Here is a 22,741-nt window from a genome sequence, read left to right as displayed (position 1 = left end):
CATGACCGGCCACCCGACCACCGCGTCGAGCTCCGCTCCGGAGATCCCGACTACCCCGGCGACCCCGGCGACCACCACGCTGCACATCGTCGCCGCCGTCATCGTGCGCGACGACGGCCGCGCGCTCCTCGTGCGCAAGCGCGGGACCACCGCGTTCATGCAGGTGGGTGGCAAGATCGAGCCGGGGGAGGAGCCGGTGGCAGCGCTCGTGCGCGAGTGCGCGGAGGAGATCGGCCTCGTCGTCGACCCGACCGCCGCCCGGCCGCTGGCCCGCCGAGCCGCCGTAGCGGCCAACGAGCCGGACCACGTGGTCGACGCGCACGTCTTCGAGATCGGGCTGCCGCAGGGATTCGTCGTCGAGACGCGGGCCGAGCTCGAGGAGCACGTCTGGGTCGACCCGGCCGACCCCGTCGCGCCGCACCCGCTGGCACCGCTGTCGGTCGACCTCATGGCCGACGTCGCCGCCGGCCGATGACCTTCGGCCGGTGAGCGCACCCGTGCCCGGGGGCCCGCGGCGCGGTGCGATCCACCACGTCGAGCTGTGGGTACCGGACCTCGCGCGCGCCGAGCGTTCATGGGGCTGGCTGCTCGCCCGGCTCGAGTACCGCCCCCACCAGTCCTGGGAGCACGGGCGGTCGTGGCTGCTCGACGACGCCTACGTGGTCGTCGAGCAGAGCCCGGCGCTGTCGGACACCACCCACGACCGCCGTCGTCCCGGGCTGAACCACCTCGCCCTCCACGCCGGCACGCGCGCCCAGCTCGACGCACTGGTCGCCGCCGCTCCCGAGCACGGGTGGACGTTGCTCTTCGCCGACCGCCATCCGTTCGCCGGCGGCCCGGAGCACTACGCCGCCTACCTGGAGGACGAGGACGGGTTCGAGGCCGAGCTCGTCGCGGGCTGACCGAGAACACCTCGGCGGGCTCGGAACTACCTCGGCAGGCTCGGGACTACCTCGGCAGGCCTGGGACTACCTCGCGGGGGCCTGGGACGACCTGGGCTGGGAGCGGCGCAGGTCGTCGAGCCAGGACGCGAAGTTGGCGACGCTGTCGGGCATGAACGGCAGCTCGTCGATCATCCGGAGCAGCCGGGCGGGCGGGACCCACGCGCCCCAGGCGACCTCCTCGGGCTGCCAGGTGACGGCGCCGTCGTAGGTGCACTCGTAGAGGAACTCGCGCATGCGCGTGCGGTCGTCGGCGTAGTCGGCGGACCCGAGGGGCGCGAGGTCGACACCCGTCACCCCCAGCTCCTCGGCCAGCTCCCGGACGGCGGACTCCGCCGGGTCCTCGCCGGCGCGCAGCACGCCGCCGGCGCAGAAGTCGTACCGGCCGGGGTAGAGGTCCTTCGTGTCCGTGCGGCGGTGCACGTAGACCTCGCCGGCGCCGTTGCGCACGACGACCGCCGTCGCGGCGTGCCGCAGGTTCTCGGCACGCACCCGGGCCCGGGGCGCCGTACCGCACGGGCGCCCGTCGTCGTCGAGCAGCGCCACGACCTCGGAGGCGGACAGATCCATGCGAGCCATCCTGCCGCAGTGGTCACGTCGGCAGTTCGGCATCGGGGCGGCAGTCCGAACTGCCGACACGGTCGTGAAGTGCCGCACCGATCACGGAGCCGCCGCTGTCCGGCACCGACAGTCCGCGGTGTCTCCGGCGGCCCGTAGGCTGGGTCCTTGTGTACGAGGGCGCAGTCCAGGACCTGATCGACGAGCTCGGCCGCCTTCCCGGCGTCGGGCCCAAGAGCGCGCAGCGGATCGCGTTCCACCTGCTCGCGGCCGACTCCGCCGACGTGCGCCGCCTGGCCGACGCGCTCACCGAGGTCAAGGCGCGCGTGCAGTTCTGCGAGACGTGCGGCAACGTCGCCGAGTCGCCGAAGTGCCGCATCTGCGCGGACCCGCGCCGCAGCGACGACGTGATCTGCGTCGTCGAGGAGCCCAAGGACGTCGTCGCCATCGAGCGCACGCGGGAGTTCCGGGGGCGGTACCACGTGCTCGGCGGCGCCATCAACCCGATCGAGAACGTCGGCCCCGACGACCTGCGCATCAGCCAGCTCATGACGCGCCTCGCCGACGGGGCGGTCACCGAGGTCATCCTCGCCACCGACCCCAACATCGAGGGCGAGGCGACGGCCACGTACCTGTCGCGGCTCATCGCCCCGATGGGCGTCACCGTGTCTCGTCTGGCCAGCGGCCTGCCCGTCGGGGGAGACTTGGAGTACGCGGACGAGGTGACCCTCGGGCGCGCGTTCGAGGGCCGGCGGGTCGTCGGCGGCTGACCAGCCGCGACGCCCGCGAGGACACCGTCCAGCACGACCGACGCCGTCGACCACGGCGGGAGGGGGCAGCATCGTGGGGGAGATCGAGGCGGGCTCAGAGTTCCGGGACGTCGCCGAGCAGATGTCCGCGCAGGCGCGCGTGTTCCTCTCGACGACGACGCAGGTGGCGTCCGGCGCCGCACCGGGGGCCGAGCTCTCGCTGCTGATCCTCGCGACGTCCGACCTGCTCGCCGCGGGCGCGCGGCTGGCCGCGATCGTCGACGTCGTCCCCGCCGAGCGGTGGGAGCCCGACGCCGGCCCGGAGACCGACGTCGACCCCCTGCGTGACGCGCTCGCGAAGATGTTCGACGGCTTCGACGACTACGTGGAGGTGGCCGACCCGGCGCTCAGCGCCGACGTCACCCCCGCCACCCTGTCCGGCGACCTGGCGTGCGTCGCCGAGGAGATCGCCAAGGGCTTGCAGCACTTCGACGACGGTCACGAGCTCGAAGGCCTGTGGTGGTGGCAGTTCAGCTACCTGTCGTCCTGGGGCGAGCGCGCGTCGTCGGCGCTGCGCGTGCTGCAGGGCGTGCTCGCGCACCTGCGCCTCGACGTCGACGACGACGTCGCCGCCGAGGCGGAGTACGACGCCCTGCACTCCTGAGCGTCAGGCCGGCGGCGGTCGCCGCGCGGCACGACCCGTCGCCCTGCGCCGCGACACACTCGGCGGGGTGACGGACAGGTACCGGGCATGAGCCAGCAGCAGCGGCACGCCGATCCGGAACGCACCTTCAGGGCGCTCTACGAGGCGGTCTATCCGGACCTCGTGAGGTTCGCCCAACGTCGAGCGCATCCCGACCGTGCCGAGGACCTGGCTGCCGAGGCGCTGCTGGTGGTCTGGCGTCGCCTCGAGGACCTGCCACGCTCGCACGACGACGCCCGAGCCTGGGTCTTCGGCATCGCCCGCAACCTCATGCTCAACGATCAGCGGGGTGAGCAGCGCCGCCGCGCCCTCGGCGTGCACCTCGCCGACACGCCGTCGCTCCCGTCGGCCATGGAGGCCGACGGGGTCGTGAGCCTGATCGACCTCGGCCGGGCATGGAAGCTCCTGAGCGAGACGCACCAGGAGGCGATCGCTCTCGCAGCGTTCGAAGGTCTCGATGCGCCCCGGGCCGCCGCCGTCCTCGGCATCTCGCCGGTGGCGTTCCGGCTGCGACTGAGTCGGGCGCGTCGAGCGCTCCGGCTGTTCCTCGACGACCTGCCCCGGCAGGCCGCGCCATCGACCCCCGTCACCGAGAGGACCGCAGCATCATGAACCGTTCCGACACCATCGACGGCGCCCTGCGGCTGCTGGACCGGGCCGACCGCACCGTCGACCCCACCAGCTCCCGTGCTCGCGCTGACCTCGACACCATCCTGGCGACGGAGCCTGGTCGGGCGACGGGGCCGAGGCTCGCGTCGTCACCGATCGCCGACGTCCGCGCCCCCCAGCTTTCCAGGCCCGTCCGTCGAGCAGCCCTGCTCGGCGGCGTGGCGGTCGCGGCCGCCGCGTCGATCGTGGTGATGCCTGCGCTCACCGGCGGAGACCAGGCCTTCGCCACCTGGAAGGCGACACCGCAAGGCATGTCAGCGCAAGAGCGTGAGCGGGCGGCCGACGCATGCCGGGAGAGCCAGGCAGGAGGTCCCGGCAGCGCGTACGTCGACCTGCTGGACCGCTCCGAGACCGTCGTGGCTGAACGCCGAGGGGCCTGGAGCACGGTGATGCTCGCCGACGTCGGCGGATTCTCGGCCCTCTGCATCACCGACGACTCCTCGCACCTCTTCGACAAGGCCTGGATCGGCTCCGTCGGCGCCCCCACCGCCTACGCAGCACCGGGACCGCGCGACCTGTCGGCGAGAGACCTGGGCGTGGGCACGATGAGCTCCGGCGACATCTCGCTGGCGGCCGGCGATGCCGGGACCGAGGTCTCGAGCGTCGCGTACGACAGCCGGTCGCACGGCCGGGTCGTCGCCACCGTGACCGGTGGTCACTTCGCCCTCTGGTTCCCCGGTGATGAGCTGCTGGGCGCGTCGAGCGACGGGGTGGACGTCCAGGTCACGTACACCGACGGCACCACCGACACGGTCCGTCTGACTCTCTGACCGTCGTCGCATCCCGACAGGGAGGCGATCACGGCAGGGACGGCGGGAGAACCGCCACGGGCGAGATCGGCGCCGGTGGGCATGGCAGGATTCCCGCGTGCCCGACCTCGACACCCTCACCATCGTGCTGCTCGTCCTCGCCGGGCTCACCGCCGGCTGGGTCGACGCCGTCGTGGGGGGCGGCGGGCTGATCCAGCTCCCGGCGCTGCTGCTGGTGCCCGGGATCTCGCCGGTGCAGGCGCTGGCCACGAACAAGCTCGGCTCGATCATGGGGACGTCGACCAGCGCGATCACCTACTACCGCCGGGTGGGCCCCGACCTCACGACCGCCGGCCCGATGGCGCTCGCGGCCCTGGTCGGGGCGTTCGGCGGGGCCGCGCTGGCCAGCCGCATCCCGGCCGACCTGTTCAAGCCGATCATCCTCGTCGTCCTCGTGGGCGTGGCCACGTACACCGTGCTGAAGCCGAAGCTGGGCGCGCACGACAACCTGCGCTGGGAGGGCAACCGGCACCGCTGGACCGCGGCCGGCATCGGGCTCGTCATCGGCGCGTACGACGGGCTGCTCGGACCCGGCACGGGCACGTTCCTCGTCATCGCGCTGGTGAGCGTGCTCGGCTACGCGTTCCTGCCGGCGTCGGCGCTGGCGAAGATCACCAACTTCGCGACGAACCTCGGCGCGCTGCTGTTCTTCGTCCCGCACGGCGCCGTGCTGTGGGGGCTGGGGCTCATGATCGGCGCGGCCAACCTCGTGGGCGCGTACGTCGGAGCGCGGATGGCGGTCGCCAAGGGCAGCGCGTTCGTGCGCGTCATCTTCGTCGTCGTGGTGGGCGCGCTCATCATCAAGCTCGGGTACGACGTCTGGCACGACTGGAGCGCGTGAGGCGTTCACGACCTGGACCACACCTGCGGCCCGAGGTGACGACCACGTAGCATCGACGGGCAAGCACCAGCACCCGGCGGGCCGTTGAGAGAGACGGAGGCCGGCCAGCAGAAGGTTGTGACAGGTATGGCACTTGTCGTACAGAAGTACGGCGGATCCTCCGTGTCCGACGCCCACAGCATCAAGCGCGTGGCGAAGCGGATCGCGGCGACCAAGCGGGCGGGGAACGACGTCGTCGTCGTGGTGAGCGCCATGGGCGACACCACGGACGAGCTCCTCGACCTCGCCGGGCAGATCACCCCGCTGCCCCCGCAGCGCGAGCTCGACATCCTCCTCACCTCCGGTGAGCGCATCTCGATGTCCCTGCTCGCCATGGCGATCACGAACCTCGGGGTGAAGGCGAAGTCCTTCACCGGCCAGCAGGCCGGCCTCATCACCGATGCCGTGCACGGCCGCGCGCGGCTCGTGGACGTCGTCCCGCACCGTGTCCGCGAGACGGTGGAGCGGGGCCAGGTCGCGATCGTCGCCGGGTTCCAGGGCGTGAGCTCGTCGAACGACGTGACGACGCTCGGCCGCGGCGGCTCGGACACGACGGCGGTCGCGCTCGCGGCAGGGCTCGACGCCGACGTCTGCGAGATCTACACGGACGTCGACGGCGTGTTCACCGCCGACCCGCGCATCGTCCCGGCAGCGCGGAAGATCGACCGCGTCACCTACGAGGAGATGCTCGAGCTCGCCGCGTCCGGCGCCAAGGTCCTCGCCCTGCGTGCGGTGGAGTACGCACGCCGCTACGACGTGCCCGTGCACGTGCGCAGCTCGTTCAGCAACACCACCGGCACCCTCGTCACCGGTACGTACGGCGACGCGATCGACCCCAACGCCCCCACGGGCGACCAGGAGGAGACAGAGATGGAAGCCCCGATCATCTCCGGCGTCGCGCACGACCGCAGCGAGGCCAAGATCACCGTCGTCGGCGTGCCGGACAAGCCCGGCACCGCCGCCCGCATCTTCGAGGTGGTGGCCGGCGCGGGCGCGAACATCGACATGATCGTGCAGAACGTCTCGGCAGCCCACACCGGCCTCACGGACATCTCGTTCACGCTGCCGCACGCGGACAGCCCCTCCACGCTCGCCGCGCTGAACGCCCTCCAGGAGGAGATCGGGTTCGCGTCGCTGCAGTACGACGACCAGATCGGCAAGCTGTCGCTGGTCGGCGCGGGCATGAAGTCGCACCCCGGGGTCTCGGCGCGGCTGTTCGGCGCGCTGCGGGACGCGGGGATCAACATCGAGATGATCTCCACCTCGGAGATCCGCATCTCGGTCGTGACCCGCGAGGACGCCCTGGACGACGCGGTGCGCGCCATCCACACGGCGTTCGAGCTGGACTCCGCCGAGGGCGAGGCCGTCGTCTACGCCGGCTCGGGGCGGTGACGCGCTGATGGTCCAGATCAACACCTCCGGCGTGAACGTCGCCATCGTCGGCGCCACCGGCCAGGTCGGCGGCGTGCTGCGCCGCCTCCTGGCGGAGCGCGCCTTCCCGGTCAAGGAGCTGCGGTTCTTCGCCTCGGCGCGCTCCGCCGGCAGCACCCTGCCGTTCGAGGGCGTGGACGTCGTCGTCGAGGACGTCGCGGCCACCGCCACCGACGACCTGGCGGACGTCGACGTCGCGATCTTCTCCGCGGGCGGCGGCACGTCGCGCGAGCACGCGCCCCGGTTCGCCGAGGCGGGCGCCGTCGTCATCGACAACTCGTCAGCGTGGCGCCTCGACCCCGAGGTGCCGCTGGTCGTCTCCGAGGTGAACCCGGAGGCGATCGGCGACGCCGTCAAGGGCATCGTCGCGAACCCGAACTGCACCACGATGGCCGCGATGCCGGTGCTCAAGCCGCTGGCCGACGAGGCAGGGCTGGAGCGGCTGCGCGTCGCGACCTACCAGGCGGTGTCCGGCTCCGGCCTCGGCGGGGTCAAGGAGCTGGCCGACCAGGCGCGGGCCGCCGTCGCCGGGGACCTGGAGGGACTGGCGCACTCTGGTGCGGCGGTCGACTTCCCGACGCCGGACAAGTACGTCGCGCCCATCGCGTTCGACGTGCTGCCGCTGGCCGGGAACCTCGTGGATGACGGCTCGGGCGAGACCGACGAGGAGCAGAAGCTCCGCAACGAGTCCCGCAAGATCCTCGGCCTGCCCGACCTGGCCGTCGCCGGCACCTGCGTGCGGGTGCCGGTGTTCAGCGGGCACTCGCTGGCCATCCACGCCGAGTTCGGTGCCGCGATCACGCCCGAGCGTGCCCGGGAGCTGCTCGCGTCCGCGCCGGGCGTCGAGCTGGCGGACGTGCCCACGCCGCTGCAGGCTGCGGGAGCCGACCCGTCGTTCGTCGGGCGGATCCGCACCGACCAGTCCGTGCCCGGCGGGCGCGGACTCGTCCTGTTCGTCGCGAACGACAACCTACGCAAGGGTGCGGCGCTCAACGCCGTCCAGATCGCGGAGATCGTCGCCGGCGACCTGGCCGAGCTGGCCGCGCTCGAAGACGTCGACGCCGCCGAGGCTGCGGAGGCCACCCCCGCCTGACCTGCAGCGCCTGCACAACCACGGGGCCCGGTGACGAGCGATCGTCGCCGGGCCTCGTGCTGTGCGGACCCGTGCCCGACCCTGTCCGCGGTCGACCTGTCCGTGGGTGGGTCAGCAGGTGCGGTTGCCGTGGAGGTCTTGGCAGACGAGGTGGGTGCGGGCTTCGGTGATGGTGAGGGGGGTGGTGGTGCTGGTGGTGGTGAGGGTGTCGGGGATGGTGGTCCAGGTGCTGGTGCCTTGGATGCGGTAGCGGCCTTGCCAGGTGGTGGTGAGGGTGGGGGTGATGTGGGTGCGGTAGACGTTGCCGTGGGTGTCGGTGTGGGTGTGGGGGTCGGTGTCGGGGGTGCCGAGGCGGGTGTAGGTGTGCCCGATCCAGGTGGTGTCGGGGGTGGGGTCGCCGGGGTGCCAGGGGTGTCCGGGGTCGGTGGTGGTGAGGGTGTTGCTGGTGCTGTGGGGGTCGTCGAAGTCCCAGGTGTATCTGGTGGGTTCGGCGCGGATGGTGAGGGGGATGCCGAGGAGGGTGGTGTCGCGGTCGTGGGGGGTGGCGGTGGTGTAGGCGGGGTAGTGGATGTTGACGAGCAGGGGTGGGGTGGCTTGGAGGGTGGCGGTGGGGGTGGGGATGTGCAGGGTGCGGAAGGCGTGGCGGGCTTGGGTGGTGAGGTCGGTGGGGGTGATGCATTGGTCGTCGGTGAGTTGTTCGGGGTTGGCGTAGGTGCCGTCCTTGCGCAGGCGTTGGACCCATAGGGCGTGCAGGCGGGTGCCGTCGCAGGCGGGGGTGATCTGGGCTTCGGTGGTGTTCTGGGGGCAGGCGCCGGGTGCGGTGGTGATGGCTTGGACGGCTTCGAGGTCGTCGAACGTGAGGCAGGCCGTGGCGTCCGCGCGCAGGTAGCGGTCCTGGGATTGGCCGGAAGTGGACTTGCCAGGCCCCGTGTTTCCTGCGTGAGCATCGCCCTCGCGTCCGACCTGCATGGTGTCGGTTGCCTCGTCTGCCCTGCTCCAGATCGATCCCTCGTCGGCGGGCGATGTCGCTACCGACGGGAGGACGAGTGCGGTCATCAAGCCAAGTGAGGTCGCCGCGAGTTTCGCGATTTCGCGCATCTCACTTTTCCTTGATCTGGGCGGCGCCGATCATGACCCAGGCACCGTCCTGTCGCCCGACCTCGACAGCCAGGTGCAGTTGGACTGGTTTTTCCTCGTAGATGACCGCGTCCGTCATATCCGTCAGGGTGACGGCACCCTGCGCGACCTTGACGTCGACCGGCCAGATCCCGGTCGCCTGATCTTGTTCGTACAAATGTGTGACGCTCGCGGTGGTCGGCTTGCTCTCCCAGTCGTAACCCTTCGCTGCGATTTCTCGCGCCTGCCTCAGGCGATTGGCGCAGTATTCACAGCTCTTGTGCGACATGGCCTCCCACTCGGCGGTGTCGCCCGTCTTCATGATGTAGTCGTCGAGCTCGAGGAAGTAGACCGCGGCGGCTTCGGCGCCGGCGGGCCCGTCGTCGTCCAGCGCCTGGGGTCGTTCGGGTGCCACGACGACAGCCTTGGCTGTCGGCGACGGCGACGGCGAGGGCTTCGTGCTGGCGCTGGTACCGGGCCGCGGTGTGGCGGTCGGTGGCTCGTCCTCGGCGCACCCGGCGACGAGCAGGGCGGCGGCCGTGGCGAGGGAGGTGGCGGCGAGGACGGCCCGGGTGCGGGTCATGACGAGGCTTCCTGTCGGCGGCGAGGTCGCGTCACTGTAGGTCGATCCCGCAGCGGGCCGCCGAGGGCCTGTGGATAACCGTCTGGCACCCGGTGTGCCCCGGGGGGTTGCGCGACGCGCCGTTCAGTGGTTCATTAGTCGAGTAACGAACCCATGAACCACTGACCCTGCGTGAGGAGGCCGCGTGTTCGACGGTCCCGAACCGATCTACCTGCAGATCGCCCAGATGATCCGCGCGCAGGTGCTCGCCGGAGAGCTCGCGGAGGAGGAGCAGGTCATGTCGACCACCCAGTTCGCCACGACGTTCCGCATCAACCCCGCCACCGCCGCCAAGGCCTTCGCCGGCCTGGTGGACGAGGGCGTCCTGTACAAGCGCCGCGGCCTGGGCATGTTCGTCGCCCCAGGAGCGCGCGAGCGCCTGCTCGACCACCACCGCAAGGCCTACTTCGACGACGTGCTCGCGCCGGCGCTCGCGCAGGCCGACCTGCTCGGCATCTCGACCGACGAGCTCGTCGCCTACGTCCTCGGCACGGACGACCACCACCAGCCCACGACCACCACGGAGGAGCCATGACCCCCGCACCCTTCGGCGCCCGTCTCGACGACGTCGTCGTCCGGTTCGGAGCGCAGCGCCGGCTGACGGCCGACGGCGCGGCCATCAAGGACGAGGCCGGGACCGCGCTCGACGGCGTGACGCTCGACCTGCGGCCCGGCGTCATCACGGGCGTCCTGGGCCGCAACGGCGCCGGGAAGTCGACGCTCCTGACCCTGCTGGCCGCGTTCAACCGCCCCACCGAGGGCACGGTCCGCGTCGGCACGGGCGACCTCCTGGAGGACCCGTGGGAGAACCCGTGGGTCACCGCGAACGTCCAGCTCGTGCGCGAGAGCGGCGACCTCATGGACGACGAACGCGTCTCCGAGACGCTCAAGTACTACGCCGACCTGCGCCCGTACTGGGACGCCGACCTCGCCGCGCGGCTGCTCGACACGTTCGAGGTGAACCCGCGCAAGAAGCCGACCGCCCTGTCCCGCGGCAAGCGGTCCGCAGTCGGGGCCACGATCGGCCTCGCGGCGCGCGCCCCGCTGACGATCCTCGACGAGGTGTACCTCGGCATGGACGCCCCGACGCGGTACGCGTTCTACGACGAGATCCTGGCGGACTACGCCGAGCACCCGCGCACCATCCTGCTCTCCAGCCACCTGGTGGAGGAGGTCGAGCGGCTCTTCGAGGACGTCGTGGTGCTGCACCGCGGTCGCGTGCTCCTCGCCGAGACCGCCGAGGAGATGCAGGCCCGCGGATTCAGCCTCACCGGCCCGGTCACGGCGGTCGAGGAGCTCGCCCGCGGCCGCCGCGAGCTGCACCGCCAGCAGCTGGGCGCCACCGTGCAGGTCACGCTCGAGGGCGCGCCCGACGACGCCACGACAGCCGCGGCACGCGCCGCCGGCGTCGAGCTCGGGTCCCTGCCCCTGCAGGACCTCTTCGTGCGCCTGACCCAGCCGGAGGCCGCGAGCGTGGCGGAGGCACGGCGATGAGCGCCGCGGTCGTCGTCACCCCGGCCGAGCGGGACGTCTTCGTGGCGCGGATGCACGCGCGGGCGGTGCGCCGTGTGGCGCGGTCCGTCGGGCGGGCGTCGCTCGTCGTCGGGTCGATCTTCTGGGGCATCTTCCTCGTCGTCACCGTCGCCGTGCCGCTCGTCGTGCACCAGGCCGGTGGCGTGATGGGTGGGGGAGTGCTGACGGGTGCCGAGTACGCGGCGCCGTGGTTCGCGCTCTCTCTCGGCATGATCGCGCTCGGCTCGCTGGTCGTCCCGCACCTGGCCGCCGGCGGCACCCGTCGCTCGCTGGCCGTGGGCGGGCTCGGCGCGGCCCTGGTCGCGGGCCTCGCCTACGGCGTGGCCTACGGGCTGCTCCTGCTCGTGGAGCGCGGCCTCTTCGGCGCCCTCGGGTGGACGTGGGACCAGCTCGGCAGCGGGCTCGACGCCGGCGGGGCATGGCTCGTGGTCACCGTCGTGGCCAGTGCGATCTCCGTCGCCGTGTACACGCTGGTCGGGATGGCCGCGCAGGCCGCCTACCGGACGCACGGCGTGTGGCGCGGCACGGCGCTGCTGCTGCCCGGGCTGGTGCTGCTGGTCCTGGTCGACCACGCCACCCGCAGCGGAGCGTTCGCGGACGCCTTCGGCGGCCTCGGCCTGGGCGGGGACCACGCTCCCGCCGCGCTCGGGCTCCTGCAGGCGTTCGTCGTGCTGGCGCTGGCCGCGGGCTGGCTCTGGTGGCAGGTGCGCACCCTCCGACTCCGTCCGACGAGGTGACCCCATGACCACAGCGCCGTACCGCGTCGCCGTCGGCAAGGTCCGCCGCCGGACGCTGCGCTCGCTCGTGATCTCCGGCGCCTGGTTCTGGGCGATCTGGGCGGCGTTCGTCGTCGCCGTGCCGCTGGCCGTCGACCGGTGGGGCGGCGAGATGGACGGCCTCACCTACGACGCCGCCGGCGGACCGGTCCGCTGGGTCGCGTTCGCCGTCGGAACCATCCTCACGGCGGCGCTGCTCGACCTGCACGTCGCCGCCGGCGGCACCCGCCGGTCGTTCGTCGACGGCGTCGTGCGCGCCGCAGCCGTCGCCGGGCTCGCGTTCGGGGTGCTCGCCGTGGTGCTGGCGCTCGCGGAGCAGCGGCTCTACGCCGCGATCGACCGGTCCTGGCAGGGCACCGCCGCGCCGCTCGACGTCGGCACCCCGGCGGGGGCCGTCGTCACGGCCGCGGGGGAGGCGCTCGTCGTCGTGACGTACGTCCTCGTGGGCGTCGCCGTGGTCGCGGGCTACCGGCGCGGCGGCCCGTGGCGCGGCACGCTCCTGGTCGTCCCGCTCCTGCTGCCTGCCGCGCTGGCCGACCTCGCCACGCAGACGGGCGTCTTCGGGCTCGCCGTCCGCGGCGGGTACGAGAACGTCCCGCTCGGCGCCGTGCTCGCCGTCGCGGGCTCGCTCGCCGCCGCCGCGCTGGCCACCGTCGTCGCCCACCGCATGCTCTCCGCCGTCCCGCTCCGCCCCTGACCGCGCACCACACCCGCACCCGCCCGCACACACCCGCACCACCGACCCGAAGGAGGCCCTCATGGCCGACCCCATCGTGGAGGTGTCGAACCTCCGCAAGACCTACGGTCCGAAGACGGCCGTCGACGACGTGTCGTTCACGGTCCAGCCCGGTGAGATCTTCGGCATCCTCGGCCCCAACGGTGCCGGGAAGACCACCACCGTCGAGACGCTCGCCGGGCTGCGCACGGCCGACGGCGGCACCGTGCGCGTCCGCGGTGTCGACACGCAGCGCGACCCCGCCGCCGTCCGGGACGTCCTGGGCGTGCAGCTCCAGGAGGCGGCGCTGCACGACAAGATCACCGTGGGCGAGGCCCTGCGCCTGTTCGCGGGGTTCTACCCCGACCCCGCCGACCCCGCCGAGCTGCTGGCGCTGCTCGACCTCACCGAGCACGTCGACAAGCAGTTCGCGCGGCTCTCGGGCGGCCAGAAGCAGCGGCTGTCCATCGCGCTCGCCCTCGTCGGCAACCCCGAGATCGCCATCCTCGACGAGCTCACCACCGGCCTCGACCCGCAGGCGCGGCGCGCTACCTGGGACCTCGTGGAGCGCGTCCGCGACACGGGCGTCACCGTCCTGCTCGTCACGCACTTCATGGAGGAGGCCGAGCGCCTCTGCGACCGGCTCGTCGTCATCGACGCGGGCCGCGTCGTCGCCGAGGGCACCCCGGCCGAGCTGATCGACGGGCTCGAGGGCGGCCGCACCGTCGTCGTGCGCTTCGCCGCGCAGGACGTCGACCGCGGCCGTGCCGTCCTCGACTCCCTCGCGGACCGCGACCCCGACGTGCACCGTGTCGAGCGGGTGGACGGCACCACCGCCGAGGTGGCCGTCTCCGGCAGCCGCCGGGTGCTGTTCTCCCTCGTCCCCGCCCTCGCCGCGGCCGACCTCGTGCCCGACGACGTCCGCACCGTCACCCGTTCGCTGGAGGACGTCTTCCTCGCCGTCACGGGGCGCACCTACGACCCCGAGGCCGCACCCGCCCTCGCCACCGAAGGAGCGTCGTCATGACCGCCGCTGCGCCCGCAACGCCCGCTCGTCCCGTCCGTCCCGCCCGCCGCGCCTGGCGCGGGTTCGGGCTGCTGGTGCGCACCGAGGCCCGGGTGTGGCTCCGGGACTTCGCCGCCCCGTTCTTCGGGATCCTCTTCCCGACCCTGATCCTCGTCGGCGTCGGCTACGCCATCCCCGGCATGCGCGACCCGATCACCGACGCGCCGGTGACGTCGGTCTGGTACGGGCTCACCCCGATCGCCACCTACCTGCCCACCGTGATGGCGATGGCCGTCGGCACCGCGTCGCTCACCGTCATGCCGGTGACGATCGCGACCTACCGCGAGAAAGGCGTGCTGCGCCGCCTCTCGACCACCCCGATGCGTCCGCAGGGGATCGTGCTGAGCCACCTGCTCATCAACGTCGCGACGACGGTCGTGGGCGTCGTCCTCGCCCTCGTCGTCGCGCAGCTCGCGTTCGGCATCGCCGTGCCGCAGCACCTCGGCGTCGTGCTGCTCGCGTTCGTCCTCGGACTGTGCGCGATGTTCTCGCTCGGCATGCTCGTCGCCGCCGTCGCGCCGCGGGCGTCCGTGGCCAACGCCGTCGCGATGTCGCTGTACTTCCCGATGCTCCTGCTCGCCGGGCTCTGGACGCCCGGGCCGATCATGCCCGAGCTGCTCCGACAGATCGGCCAGTTCACGCCGCTCGGCGCCGCGTCCCAGGCGATGACCACGGGCTGGTTCGAGTCCGGGTTCCCCCTGCTGCAGTGCGTCGTCATGGTGGTGTGGACGGCGGTGCTGCTGCCCCTCGCGGTCCGGTTGTTCCGCTGGACGTGAGCGTCGCGCGCGCCCGGGGCGAGTAACGTGCGGCGGATGCGCAGAGTGGCAGAGCTGGCCGGGAAGTGGTTCGCGGTGCTCGTGGTGCTGGGCGGGGTCGCGGGGCTGCTGGCGCCGACGGCGCTCGCGCCCGTCGCCGCGCAGACGCCGCTGTTCCTCGGGATCATCATGTTCGGGATGGGGCTCACGCTGCGTGGGTCCGACTTCGGGCTCGTCGCGCGCCGGCCGTGGGCCGTGCTGCTCGGCGTGGTCGCGCAGTTCACGATCATGCCGGTGCTGGCCTGGGCGATCGGGCACCTGTTCGGCCTCGAGGGCGACGCGCTGATCGGCATGATCCTCGTGGGCGCCGCCCCGGGCGGGACGGCGTCCAACGTCGTCGTCTACCTCGCGAAGGGCGACACCGCCCTGTCCGTCACGCTGACGTCCGTCTCCACGCTGCTCGCCCCGCTCCTCACGCCGGCGCTGGTGCTGTGGCTCGCCGGCTCCCAGCTCGACGTCACCTACGGCGCGCTGGTCACGTCCATCATGCAGATCGTGCTGTTCCCCGTGCTGGCCGGGCTGCTGGTGCGGACGTTCGCGGGCGGGCTCGTGGAGCGGTACATGCTGCCCTACCTGCCGCTCGTGTCCGTCGCGGGGATCGTCGTCATCGTGGCCGGCATCGTTGCCGCCAACGCCGACGCCGTGCTCGGCACCGGGATCCTCGTGGCGCTCGCCGTGATCGTGCACAACGGCCTCGGCCTCCTGCTCGGCTACGGCGCCGCGAGCCTGGCGCGGCTCGACGAGGGCTCCCGTCGCGCCGTCAGCGTCGAGGTCGGCATGCAGAACTCGGGCCTCGCGGCCAGCCTCGCCACCCACTACTTCACGCCGGCGGCAGCGCTGCCCGCCGCGCTGTTCTCCGTCTGGCACAACGTGTCCGGCTCGGTGCTCGCGTCGTTCTGGGCCCGTCGTCCGGTCGGGCCGGACGAGCGGCGTGCTACCGCCGCGGCCCCTAGCCTGCAGCCGTGAAGCCGTTCCTCTTTCTCGGCACGCGGGCCGAGGACGTCGCCGCCGACGGCGAGTACGAGGCCGTCCTGCGCCACTCGGGGCTCCCCGCCGGGGCGCTGCGACGCGTGCGCCTGGAGGCCGGGCCGCTGCCGCCCGTCGACCTCGACGCCCTGTCGGGGGTGATCGTCGGCGGCGGCCCGTTCAACTCGTCCGACCCCGAGGACGAGAAGTCGGACGTGCAGCGCCGCGTGGAGCGGGAGATGGCCGCCCTGCTCGACACGCTGGTCGAGCGCGACTTCCCGTTCCTCGGCGCCTGCTACGGCGTCGGGACGCTGGGCACGCACCAGGGCGGGGTGATCGACCGCACCTACGCCGAGACCGTCGGCCCGGCCGAGATCGAGCTGACGCCCGAGGGCATGACCGACCCGCTGCTGGCAGGCATGCCCGCCCGGTTCACGGCCTACCTCGGGCACAAGGAGGCGGTGAGCGTGCCGCCGCCGACGGCCACCGTCCTCGCGCGGTCCGCCGGCGCGCCCGTGCAGATGTTCCGCGTGCGCCAGAACCTGTACGCCACCCAGTTCCACCCCGAGCTGGACCTCGCCGGCATCGAGCAGCGGGTCGAGGTGTACCGGTCCTACGGGTACTTCCCGCCGGAGGAGGGGGAGCGGATCGTCGCGCGCTCCCGCGAGCACCAGGTCACCGAGCCCATGCGCATCCTGCGCAACTTCGTGGCCCGGTACGCCCGCTGACCCCCGAACATGTCAGAGCCACGTCACGCTCGAGCGTGACGTGGCTCTGACATGTTCGGGGGTCAGCGGGCGTACCGGGCCACGAAGTTGCGCAGGATGCGCATGGGCTCGGTGACCTGGTGCTCGCGGGAGCGCGCGACGATCCGCTCCCCCTCCTCCGGCGGGAAGTACCCGTAGGACCGGTACACCTCGACCCGCTGCTCGATGCCGGCGAGGTCCAGCTCGGGGTGGAACTGGGTGGCGTACAGGTTCTGGCGCACGCGGAACATCTGCACGGGCGCGCCGGCGGACCGCGCGAGGACGGTGGCCGTCGGCGGCGGCACGCTCACCGCCTCCTTGTGCCCGAGGTAGGCCGTGAACCGGGCGGGCATGCCTGCCAGCAGCGGGTCGGTCATGCCCTCGGGCGTCAGCTCGATCTCGGCCGGGCCGACGGTCTCGGCGTAGGTGCGGTCGATCACCCCGCCCTGGTGCGTGCCCAGCGTCCCGACGCCGTAGCAGGCGCCGAGGAACGGGAAGTCGCGCTCGACCAGCGTGTCGAGCAGGGCGGCCATCTCCCGCTCCACGCGGCGCTGCACGTCCGACTTCTCGTCCTCGGGGTCGGACGAGTTGAACGGGCCGCCGCCGACGATCACCCCCGACAGGGCGTCGAGGTCGACGGGCGGCAGCGGCCCGGCCTCCAGGCGCACGCGTCGCAGCGCCCCGGCGGGGAGCCCCGAGTGGCGCAGGACGGCCTCGTACTCGCCGTCGGCGGCGACGTCCTCGGCCCGCGTGCCGAGAAAGAGGAACGGCTTCACGGCTGCAGGCTAGGGGCCGCGGCGGTAGCACGCCGCTCGTCCGGCCCGACCGGACGACGGGCCCAGAACGACGCGAGCACCGAGCCGGACACGTTGTGCCAGACGGAGAACAGCGCGGCGGGCAGCGCTGCCGCCGGCGTGAAGTAGTGGGTGGCGAGGCTGGCCGCGAGGCCCGAGTTCTGCATGCCGACCTCGACGCTGACGGCGCGACGGGAGCCCTCGTCGAGCCGCGCCAGGCTCGCGGCGCCGTAGCCGAGCAGGAGGCCGAGGCCGTTGTGCACGATCACGGCGAGCGCCACGAGGATCCCGGTGCCGAGCACGGCGTCGGCGTTGGCGGCAACGATGCCGGCCACGATGACGACGATCCCCGCGACGGACACGAGCGGCAGGTAGGGCAGCATGTACCGCTCCACGAGCCCGCCCGCGAACGTCCGCACCAGCAGCCCGGCCAGCACGGGGAACAGCACGATCTGCATGATGGACGTGACCAGCGCGCCGTAGGTGACGTCGAGCTGGGAGCCGGCGAGCCACAGCACCAGCGCCGGCGTGAGGAGCGGGGCGAGCAGCGTGGAGACGGACGTCAGCGTGACGGACAGGGCGGTGTCGCCCTTCGCGAGGTAGACGACGACGTTGGACGCCGTCCCGCCCGGGGCGGCGCCCACGAGGATCATGCCGATCAGCGCGTCGCCCTCGAGGCCGAACAGGTGCCCGATCGCCCAGGCCAGCACCGGCATGATCGTGAACTGCGCGACCACGCCGAGCAGCACGGCCCACGGCCGGCGCGCGACGAGCCCGAAGTCGGACCCACGCAGCGTGAGCCCCATCCCGAACATGATGATCCCGAGGAACAGCGGCGTCTGCGCGGCGACGGGCGCGAGCGCCGTCGGCGCCAGCAGCCCCGCGACCCCGCCCAGCACCACGAGCACCGCGAACCACTTCCCGGCCAGCTCTGCCACTCTGCGCATCCGCCGCACGTTACTCGCCCCGGGCGCGCGCGACGCTCACGTCCAGCGGAACAACCGGACCGCGAGGGGCAGCAGCACCGCCGTCCACACCACCATGACGACGCACTGCAGCAGGGGGAACCCGGACTCGAACCAGCCCGTGGTCATCGCCTGGGACGCGGCGCCGAGCGGCGTGAACTGGCCGATCTGTCGGAGCAGCTCGGGCATGATCGGCCCGGGCGTCCAGAGCCCGGCGAGCAGGAGCATCGGGAAGTACAGCGACATCGCGACGGCGTTGGCCACGGACGCCCGCGGCGCGACGGCGGCGACGAGCATGCCGAGCGAGAACATCGCGCACAGTCCGAGGACGAACGCGAGCAGCACGACGCCGAGGTGCTGCGGCACGGCGATGCCGAACGCGAGCTGCGCGACGACGAGGGCGAGGACGACGCCCACGACCGTCGTCGCGACGTTGATGAGCAGGTGGCTCAGCACGATCCCCTGCGGACGCATCGGGGTGGTCGAGAGGCGGCGCAGCACGCCTTTCTCGCGGTAGGTCGCGATCGTCACCGGCATGACGGTGAGCGACGCGGTGCCGACGGCCATCGCCATCACGGTGGGCAGGTAGGTGGCGATCGGGGTGAGCCCGTACCAGACCGACGTCACCGGCGCGTCGGTGATCGGGTCGCGCATGCCGGGGATGGCGTAGCCGACGCCGACGAGGATCAGGGTCGGGAAGAGGATCCCGAAGAACGGGGCGGCGAAGTCCCGGAGCCACACCCGGGCCTCGGTGCGCACCAGCAGCCCGAACCCGCGCCAGGCGCGGCGGGCGGGACGGACGGGACGAGCGGGCGTTGCGGGCGCAGCGGCGGTCATGACGACGCTCCTTCGGTGGCGAGGGCGGGTGCGGCCTCGGGGTCGTAGGTGCGCCCCGTGACGGCGAGGAAGACGTCCTCCAGCGAACGGGTGACGGTGCGGACGTCGTCGGGCACGAGGTCGGCCGCGGCGAGGGCGGGGACGAGGGAGAACAGCACCCGGCGGCTGCCGGAGACGGCCACCTCGGCGGTGGTGCCGTCCACCCGCTCGACACGGTGCACGTCGGGGTCGCGGTCCGCGAGGGAGTCGAGGACGGCACGGCCGCGGTCGACGTCCTGCGCGGCGAAGCGCACGACGACGGTGCGGCCGCCCTCGAGCCCGTCGATCAGCTCGGCCGGGGTGCCCTCGGCGACGACGCGGCCCGCGTCGATGACGACGAGCCGGTCGCAGAGGCGCTCGGCCTCCTCCATGAAGTGCGTGACGAGCAGGACGGTGACGCCCGTGTCGCGGACGCGCTCCACGAGGTCCCAGGTAGCGCGCCGCGCCTGCGGGTCGAGGCCGGTGGTGAGCTCGTCGAGGATGGCGATCTCGGGGTTGCCGACGAGGGCGAGCGCGATGGACAGCCGCTGCTTCTGGCCGCCCGAGAGCCGCGCGAACTGCTTGTCGACGTGCTCGGTGAGGTCGAGCAGCGCCAGCAGCTCGGCGGGGTCGGCGGGGTCGGGGTAGAACCCCGCGAACAGGCGCAGGGCCTCGCCCACGGTGATCTTGTCGTGCAGCGCCGCCTCCTGGAGCTGCACGCCCAGGACGTCCCGGACGGCGGCGGGGTCGCGCTGCGTGTCGACACCGCGGACGCGCACGGTGCCGCCGTCGGCCGTGCGCAGCCCGGCGAGCGTCTCGACGGTGGTGGTCTTCCCGGCACCGTTGGGGCCGAGGATGCCGAAGATCTCACCGGGCTGGACCGTGAACGACACGTCGTCGACGGCCGTCTTCGGACCGTAGGTCTTGCGGAGGTTCGACACCTCCACGATGGGGTCGGCCATGAGGGCCTCCTTCGGGTCGGTGGTGCGGGTGTGTGCGGGCGGGTGCGGGTGTGGTGCGCGGTCAGGGGCGGAGCGGGACGGCGGAGAGCATGCGGTGGGCGACGACGGTGGCCAGCGCGGCGGCGGCGAGCGAGCCCGCGACGGCGAGCACGGCGCCGAGCGGGACGTTCTCGTACCCGCCGCGGACGGCGAGCCCGAAGACGCCCGTCTGCGTGGCGAGGTCGGCCAGCGCGGCAGGCAGCAGGAGCGGGACGACCAGGAGCGTGCCGCGCCACGGGCCGCCGCGCCGGTAGCCCGCGACCACGGCGACGCCCACGAGGACGTACGTCACGACGACGAGCGCCTCCCCCGCGGCCGTGACGACGGCCCCCGCCGGGGTGCCGACGTCGAGCGGCGCGGCGGTGCCCTGCCAGGACCGGTCGATCGCGGCGTAGAGCCGCTGCTCCGCGAGCGCCAGCACCACGGCGAGCACCCCGAACGCGAGCCCGGCGACGGCTGCGGCGCGCACGACGCCGTCGACGAACGACCGGCGGGTGCCGCCGGCGGCGACGTGCAGGTCGAGCAGCGCCGCCGTGAGGATGGTTCCGACGGCGAACGCGACCCAGCGGACCGGTCCGCCGGCGGCGTCGTAGGTGAGGCCGTCCATCTCGCCGCCCCACCGGTCGACGGCCAGCGGCACGGCGACGACGAACGCCGCCCAGATCGCCCAGAACCAGGCGCCGGAGATCACGAGCGAGCGCAGCGTCCGGCGGCGGACCTTGCCGACGGCGACGCGGTACGGCGCTGTGGTCATGGGGTCACCTCGTCGGACGGAGTCGGAGGGTGCGCACCTGCCACCAGAGCCAGCCCGCGGCCAGCGCCAGCACGACGAACGCCTGCAGGAGCCCGAGCGCGGCGGGAGCGTGGTCCCCGCCCAGGCCGAGGCCGCCGAAGGCGTCCGCGAACGCTCCGCTGCGGGTGGCGTGGTCGACCAGGACCAGCAGCACCAGCCCGGGCAGCAGCAGCGCCGTGCCGCGCCACACGCCGTGCGTCCGGTAGGCGGCCTGCGCGGCCATCCCGACCAGCGTGTACACGGCGACGGAGATCGCACTGGCCACGACGGTGACCACGAGCCATGCCCCGCCGGCGTCGAGCCCGCTGCCGAGCTGGTCCCACGTCCACCCGAGGGCGCCGAAGAGGCCGCGCTCCACGAGCAGGAGCAGCCCGTAGGCCACGCCGTAGGCGAGGCCCGCGACCAGGGCCGCGCCGAGCCCGCCCACGGCCAGCGAGCGACGGGTGCCGCCGGCGGCCAGGTGCGGGACGACCAGCGAGCCGAGCGCGATCATGCCGAGAGAGAGCGCGAACCACGGCGCCGCGTACTCGGCACCCGTCAGCACTCCCCCACCCATCACGCCACCGGCCTGGTGCACGACGAGCGGCACGGCGACGGTGACGACGAGGAAGATGCCCCAGAAGATCGACCCGACGACGAGCGACGCCCGCCCGACGGACCGCGCCACACGGCGCACCGCCCGCGCGTGCATCCGCGCCACGAAGACGTCCCGCTCGGCCGGGGTGACGACGACCGCGGCGCTCATCGCCGTGCCTCCGCCACGCTCGCGGCCTCCGGCTGGGTCAGGCGCACGAAGAGGTCCTGCAGGGGCAGGGACCCGAGCTCGACGCCGGCGGCGCGTGCCGCGGCTGTCGTGGCGTCGTCGGGCGCGCCCTCGAGCGTGACCTGCACGGTGGCGCCCAGCTGCTGGCGGTGCAGCTCGCGGCGGCCGCGGGCGAGCTCCTCGACCGCCGTGACCGGGCCGGTGAGGCTGAATCCGCGGGCCTGCATCTCCTCGGCGGTCTCGGCGAGGAGCACGCGACCGCGGTGCAGCACCACGACGTCCTCGAAGAGCCGCTCGACCTCCTCCACCAGGTGGCTGGAGAGCAGGATGGTGCGCGGGTGCTCGGCGTAGTCCGCCAGGATCTCGTCGTAGAACGCGTACCGCGTCGGGGCGTCCATGCCGAGGTACACCTCGTCGAGGATCGTCAGCGGGGCGCGCGCCGCGAGGCCGATCGTGGCCCCGACTGCGGACCGCTTGCCGCGGGACAGGGCGGTCGGCTTCTTGCGCGGGTTCACCTCGAACGTGTCGAGCAGCCGCGCGGCGAGGTCGGCGTCCCAGTACGGGCGCAGGTCGGCGTAGTACTTGAGCGTCTCGGAGACGCGTTCGTCGTCCATGAGGTCGCCGCTCTCGCGCACGAGCTGGACGTTCGCGGTGACCCACGGGTTCTCCCACGGGTCCTCCAGGAGGTCGCCCGTGCCGACGCGGACCGTGCCCTCGGTGGGGCGGTTGAACGCGGCCAGCAGGGTCAGGAGCGTCGACTTCCCGGCGCCGTTGCGGCCCAGGACGCCCGTGATGACGCCGGGCCGCAGGTCGAGCGTCACGCCGTCGAGCGCGGTCCCGGCCTCGTCCTTGATGGCCGCGCCGTCGGCCGTCAGCCGGCGCTGCGCTCCGAACCGGACGACGACGTCGTCGAGACGGGCGCCGAAGGGTGCGGGGGTCATGGCTCCTCCGTGGTGGTCGTGGGCTGGTGGTGGTCGTCCGTGCCGAGGACGTAGGCGACGAGCTCGTCGGTCGAGATGCCGAGCAGGTCGGCCTGCGCGAGCGCCGGCGCGAGCACGTCGTCGAAGTAGGCCTTGCGGTGGTGGTCGAGCAGGCGCTCGCGCGCTCCTGGGGCGACGAACATGCCCAGGCCGCGGCGCTTGTACAGGACGCCCTCGTCCACCAGGCCGGCGAAGGCCTTGGCGGCGGTGGCGGGGTTGATGCGGAACGTCGTGGCGAACTGGGTGGTCGACATGACCTGCTCCTCCTCCGCGAGCTCTCCGGCGAGCACCTGCGCGCGGATCATCTGGGCGATCTGCAGGTAGATCGGTTCGGGACCGTCGAACACGCGGCCTCCTCACGCAGGGTCAGTGGTTCATGGGTTCGTTACTCGACTAATGAAC

General features: G+C 72.9%; 28 protein-coding genes. 17 read left to right on the top strand and 11 right to left on the bottom strand.

The features are described 5' to 3' along the window. Position 1: 1 nt before the first annotated feature. On the top strand, positions 2 to 475 hold the full coding sequence (locus ACFT55_RS02685; RefSeq protein ID WP_380241164.1) for an NUDIX domain-containing protein: 474 nt from the start codon (positions 2 to 4) through the stop codon (positions 473 to 475). 10 nt (positions 476 to 485) lie between these two features. After that, positions 486 to 902 carry a VOC family protein gene (locus tag ACFT55_RS02680; RefSeq protein WP_380241166.1) on the top strand — a complete coding sequence of 139 codons (417 nt, stop codon included), beginning with the start codon at positions 486 to 488 and terminating at the stop codon, positions 900 to 902. Positions 903 to 968: 66 nt separating this feature from the next. Here ACFT55_RS02680 and ACFT55_RS02675 read toward each other — a convergent pair whose 3' ends face one another. After that, positions 969 to 1,511 (bottom strand): NUDIX hydrolase, encoded by a 543-nt coding sequence (locus tag ACFT55_RS02675; protein ID WP_380241168.1) that lies wholly within the window; start codon positions 1,509 to 1,511, stop codon positions 969 to 971. A gap of 158 nt (positions 1,512 to 1,669) precedes the next feature. Here ACFT55_RS02675 and recR point away from each other — a divergent pair, with 158 nt between their 5' ends. From recR to ACFT55_RS02640, 7 genes are all read left to right on the top strand, one after another. Beyond that, positions 1,670 to 2,269 carry a recombination mediator RecR gene (gene recR / locus ACFT55_RS02670; RefSeq protein WP_380241170.1) on the top strand — a complete coding sequence of 200 codons (600 nt, stop codon included), beginning with the start codon at positions 1,670 to 1,672 and terminating at the stop codon, positions 2,267 to 2,269. 73 nt (positions 2,270 to 2,342) lie between these two features. Next, on the top strand, positions 2,343 to 2,912 hold the full coding sequence (locus tag ACFT55_RS02665; protein WP_380241173.1) for a DUF5063 domain-containing protein: 570 nt from the start codon (positions 2,343 to 2,345) through the stop codon (positions 2,910 to 2,912). A gap of 87 nt (positions 2,913 to 2,999) precedes the next feature. Continuing rightward, on the top strand, positions 3,000 to 3,563 hold the full coding sequence (locus ACFT55_RS02660) for an RNA polymerase sigma factor (RefSeq protein ID WP_380241175.1): 564 nt from the start codon (positions 3,000 to 3,002) through the stop codon (positions 3,561 to 3,563). Beyond that, entirely contained in the window at positions 3,560 to 4,390 is an 831-nt protein-coding gene (locus ACFT55_RS02655; protein ID WP_380241177.1) for a hypothetical protein, read from the top strand. The genes ACFT55_RS02660 and ACFT55_RS02655 overlap by 4 nt, the downstream gene beginning before the upstream one ends. A 97-nt stretch (positions 4,391 to 4,487) precedes the next feature. Continuing rightward, entirely contained in the window at positions 4,488 to 5,270 is a 783-nt protein-coding gene (locus ACFT55_RS02650) for a TSUP family transporter (protein ID WP_380241187.1), read from the top strand. Between the two features lie 126 nt (positions 5,271 to 5,396). Continuing rightward, positions 5,397 to 6,701 carry an aspartate kinase gene (locus ACFT55_RS02645; RefSeq protein WP_380241189.1) on the top strand — a complete coding sequence of 435 codons (1,305 nt, stop codon included), beginning with the start codon at positions 5,397 to 5,399 and terminating at the stop codon, positions 6,699 to 6,701. A 7-nt stretch (positions 6,702 to 6,708) separates the two neighbouring features. Further along, a complete protein-coding gene (locus ACFT55_RS02640) occupies positions 6,709 to 7,833 on the top strand; it encodes an aspartate-semialdehyde dehydrogenase (RefSeq protein ID WP_380241191.1) in 1,125 nt (374 codons plus the stop codon). Positions 7,834 to 7,944: 111 nt separating this feature from the next. Here ACFT55_RS02640 and ACFT55_RS02635 read toward each other — a convergent pair whose 3' ends face one another. Together ACFT55_RS02635 and ACFT55_RS02630 are read right to left on the bottom strand one after the other, a co-directional pair. After that, the gene (locus tag ACFT55_RS02635) at positions 7,945 to 8,931 is read right to left on the bottom strand and encodes a hypothetical protein (RefSeq protein WP_380241193.1); all 987 of its coding nucleotides are present in this window, start codon (positions 8,929 to 8,931) and stop codon (positions 7,945 to 7,947) included. Between the two features lies 1 nt (position 8,932). Then, positions 8,933 to 9,532: a DUF6318 family protein gene (locus tag ACFT55_RS02630; RefSeq protein ID WP_380241195.1), complete on the bottom strand. Its 600-nt coding sequence runs from the start codon at positions 9,530 to 9,532 to the stop codon at positions 8,933 to 8,935. Positions 9,533 to 9,716: 184 nt separating this feature from the next. Between ACFT55_RS02630 and ACFT55_RS02625 the strand changes: the two genes are divergently transcribed. The 8 genes from ACFT55_RS02625 (at position 9,717) to ACFT55_RS02590 (ending at position 16,170) form a co-directional block, all read left to right on the top strand. Beyond that, positions 9,717 to 10,106 (top strand): GntR family transcriptional regulator, encoded by a 390-nt coding sequence (locus ACFT55_RS02625; RefSeq protein ID WP_380241197.1) that lies wholly within the window; start codon positions 9,717 to 9,719, stop codon positions 10,104 to 10,106. After that, a complete protein-coding gene (locus ACFT55_RS02620) occupies positions 10,103 to 11,065 on the top strand; it encodes an ATP-binding cassette domain-containing protein (RefSeq protein WP_380241200.1) in 963 nt (320 codons plus the stop codon). The genes ACFT55_RS02625 and ACFT55_RS02620 overlap by 4 nt, the downstream gene beginning before the upstream one ends. Continuing rightward, positions 11,062 to 11,841, top strand: a complete 780-nt coding sequence (locus ACFT55_RS02615) for a hypothetical protein (protein ID WP_380241202.1) — start codon at positions 11,062 to 11,064, stop codon at positions 11,839 to 11,841. The genes ACFT55_RS02620 and ACFT55_RS02615 overlap by 4 nt, the downstream gene beginning before the upstream one ends. Positions 11,842 to 11,845: 4 nt before the next feature. Then, entirely contained in the window at positions 11,846 to 12,577 is a 732-nt protein-coding gene (locus ACFT55_RS02610; protein WP_380241204.1) for a hypothetical protein, read from the top strand. 61 nt (positions 12,578 to 12,638) lie between these two features. Further along, the gene (locus ACFT55_RS02605) at positions 12,639 to 13,622 is read left to right on the top strand and encodes an ABC transporter ATP-binding protein (RefSeq protein ID WP_380241206.1); all 984 of its coding nucleotides are present in this window, start codon (positions 12,639 to 12,641) and stop codon (positions 13,620 to 13,622) included. Beyond that, a complete protein-coding gene (locus ACFT55_RS02600; RefSeq protein WP_380241208.1) occupies positions 13,619 to 14,437 on the top strand; it encodes an ABC transporter permease in 819 nt (272 codons plus the stop codon). Before ACFT55_RS02605 ends, ACFT55_RS02600 begins: the two co-directional genes overlap by 4 nt. A gap of 36 nt (positions 14,438 to 14,473) precedes the next feature. Next, entirely contained in the window at positions 14,474 to 15,442 is a 969-nt protein-coding gene (locus ACFT55_RS02595; protein WP_380241210.1) for a bile acid:sodium symporter family protein, read from the top strand. Further along, a complete protein-coding gene (locus ACFT55_RS02590) occupies positions 15,439 to 16,170 on the top strand; it encodes a glutamine amidotransferase (RefSeq protein WP_380241212.1) in 732 nt (243 codons plus the stop codon). The genes ACFT55_RS02595 and ACFT55_RS02590 overlap by 4 nt, the downstream gene beginning before the upstream one ends. 62 nt (positions 16,171 to 16,232) lie before the next feature. Here ACFT55_RS02590 and ACFT55_RS02585 read toward each other — a convergent pair whose 3' ends face one another. The 8 genes from ACFT55_RS02585 to ACFT55_RS02550 form a co-directional block, all read right to left on the bottom strand. Beyond that, a complete protein-coding gene (locus tag ACFT55_RS02585) occupies positions 16,233 to 16,964 on the bottom strand; it encodes a glutamine amidotransferase (protein WP_380241212.1) in 732 nt (243 codons plus the stop codon). After that, positions 16,961 to 17,929, bottom strand: coding sequence for a bile acid:sodium symporter family protein (locus ACFT55_RS02580; RefSeq protein WP_380241210.1), 969 nt, complete (start codon positions 17,927 to 17,929; stop codon positions 16,961 to 16,963). Before ACFT55_RS02580 ends, ACFT55_RS02585 begins: the two co-directional genes overlap by 4 nt. Before the next feature lie 36 nt (positions 17,930 to 17,965). Next, entirely contained in the window at positions 17,966 to 18,784 is an 819-nt protein-coding gene (locus ACFT55_RS02575; protein WP_380241208.1) for an ABC transporter permease, read from the bottom strand. Beyond that, the gene (locus ACFT55_RS02570; RefSeq protein WP_380241206.1) at positions 18,781 to 19,764 is read right to left on the bottom strand and encodes an ABC transporter ATP-binding protein; all 984 of its coding nucleotides are present in this window, start codon (positions 19,762 to 19,764) and stop codon (positions 18,781 to 18,783) included. The genes ACFT55_RS02575 and ACFT55_RS02570 overlap by 4 nt, the downstream gene beginning before the upstream one ends. 61 nt (positions 19,765 to 19,825) lie before the next feature. Beyond that, positions 19,826 to 20,557 (bottom strand): hypothetical protein, encoded by a 732-nt coding sequence (locus ACFT55_RS02565; protein WP_380241204.1) that lies wholly within the window; start codon positions 20,555 to 20,557, stop codon positions 19,826 to 19,828. Positions 20,558 to 20,561: 4 nt separating this feature from the next. Further along, on the bottom strand, positions 20,562 to 21,341 hold the full coding sequence (locus ACFT55_RS02560) for a hypothetical protein (RefSeq protein ID WP_380241202.1): 780 nt from the start codon (positions 21,339 to 21,341) through the stop codon (positions 20,562 to 20,564). Next, positions 21,338 to 22,300 (bottom strand): ATP-binding cassette domain-containing protein, encoded by a 963-nt coding sequence (locus tag ACFT55_RS02555; RefSeq protein WP_380241200.1) that lies wholly within the window; start codon positions 22,298 to 22,300, stop codon positions 21,338 to 21,340. The genes ACFT55_RS02560 and ACFT55_RS02555 overlap by 4 nt, the downstream gene beginning before the upstream one ends. Beyond that, on the bottom strand, positions 22,297 to 22,686 hold the full coding sequence (locus ACFT55_RS02550; RefSeq protein ID WP_380241197.1) for a GntR family transcriptional regulator: 390 nt from the start codon (positions 22,684 to 22,686) through the stop codon (positions 22,297 to 22,299). Before ACFT55_RS02550 ends, ACFT55_RS02555 begins: the two co-directional genes overlap by 4 nt. Between the last annotated feature and the right edge of the window lie 55 nt (positions 22,687 to 22,741).

Source organism: Isoptericola sp. NPDC057191 (genome assembly GCF_042670225.1).
Lineage (GTDB): Bacteria > Actinomycetota > Actinomycetes > Actinomycetales > Cellulomonadaceae > Isoptericola.
Note: the sequence above shows the minus strand (reverse complement) of the source record. Positions and strands in the feature narration are given on the sequence as shown.

Excerpts from the sequence above, each read along its gene's own strand:
- ACFT55_RS02610 (WP_380241204.1), top strand. The coding sequence starts at position 11,846 with ATGACCACAGCGCCGTACCGCGTCGCCGTCGGCAAGGTCCGCCGCCGG.
- ACFT55_RS02560 (WP_380241202.1), bottom strand. The coding sequence starts at position 21,341 with ATGAGCGCCGCGGTCGTCGTCACCCCGGCCGAGCGGGACGTCTTCGTG.
- ACFT55_RS02580 (WP_380241210.1), bottom strand. The coding sequence starts at position 17,929 with ATGCGCAGAGTGGCAGAGCTGGCCGGGAAGTGGTTCGCGGTGCTCGTG.
- ACFT55_RS02685 (WP_380241164.1), top strand. The coding sequence starts at position 2 with ATGACCGGCCACCCGACCACCGCGTCGAGCTCCGCTCCGGAGATCCCG.
- ACFT55_RS02575 (WP_380241208.1), bottom strand. The coding sequence starts at position 18,784 with ATGACCGCCGCTGCGCCCGCAACGCCCGCTCGTCCCGTCCGTCCCGCC.
- ACFT55_RS02630 (WP_380241195.1), bottom strand. The coding sequence starts at position 9,532 with ATGACCCGCACCCGGGCCGTCCTCGCCGCCACCTCCCTCGCCACGGCC.
- ACFT55_RS02615 (WP_380241202.1), top strand. The coding sequence starts at position 11,062 with ATGAGCGCCGCGGTCGTCGTCACCCCGGCCGAGCGGGACGTCTTCGTG.
- ACFT55_RS02600 (WP_380241208.1), top strand. The coding sequence starts at position 13,619 with ATGACCGCCGCTGCGCCCGCAACGCCCGCTCGTCCCGTCCGTCCCGCC.
- ACFT55_RS02555 (WP_380241200.1), bottom strand. The coding sequence starts at position 22,300 with ATGACCCCCGCACCCTTCGGCGCCCGTCTCGACGACGTCGTCGTCCGG.
- ACFT55_RS02565 (WP_380241204.1), bottom strand. The coding sequence starts at position 20,557 with ATGACCACAGCGCCGTACCGCGTCGCCGTCGGCAAGGTCCGCCGCCGG.
- ACFT55_RS02660 (WP_380241175.1), top strand. The coding sequence starts at position 3,000 with ATGAGCCAGCAGCAGCGGCACGCCGATCCGGAACGCACCTTCAGGGCG.
- ACFT55_RS02645 (WP_380241189.1), top strand. The coding sequence starts at position 5,397 with ATGGCACTTGTCGTACAGAAGTACGGCGGATCCTCCGTGTCCGACGCC.
- ACFT55_RS02635 (WP_380241193.1), bottom strand. The coding sequence starts at position 8,931 with ATGCGCGAAATCGCGAAACTCGCGGCGACCTCACTTGGCTTGATGACC.
- ACFT55_RS02570 (WP_380241206.1), bottom strand. The coding sequence starts at position 19,764 with ATGGCCGACCCCATCGTGGAGGTGTCGAACCTCCGCAAGACCTACGGT.
- ACFT55_RS02620 (WP_380241200.1), top strand. The coding sequence starts at position 10,103 with ATGACCCCCGCACCCTTCGGCGCCCGTCTCGACGACGTCGTCGTCCGG.
- ACFT55_RS02605 (WP_380241206.1), top strand. The coding sequence starts at position 12,639 with ATGGCCGACCCCATCGTGGAGGTGTCGAACCTCCGCAAGACCTACGGT.
- ACFT55_RS02595 (WP_380241210.1), top strand. The coding sequence starts at position 14,474 with ATGCGCAGAGTGGCAGAGCTGGCCGGGAAGTGGTTCGCGGTGCTCGTG.
- ACFT55_RS02675 (WP_380241168.1), bottom strand. The coding sequence starts at position 1,511 with ATGGATCTGTCCGCCTCCGAGGTCGTGGCGCTGCTCGACGACGACGGG.
- ACFT55_RS02640 (WP_380241191.1), top strand. The coding sequence starts at position 6,709 with ATGGTCCAGATCAACACCTCCGGCGTGAACGTCGCCATCGTCGGCGCC.
- ACFT55_RS02655 (WP_380241177.1), top strand. The coding sequence starts at position 3,560 with ATGAACCGTTCCGACACCATCGACGGCGCCCTGCGGCTGCTGGACCGG.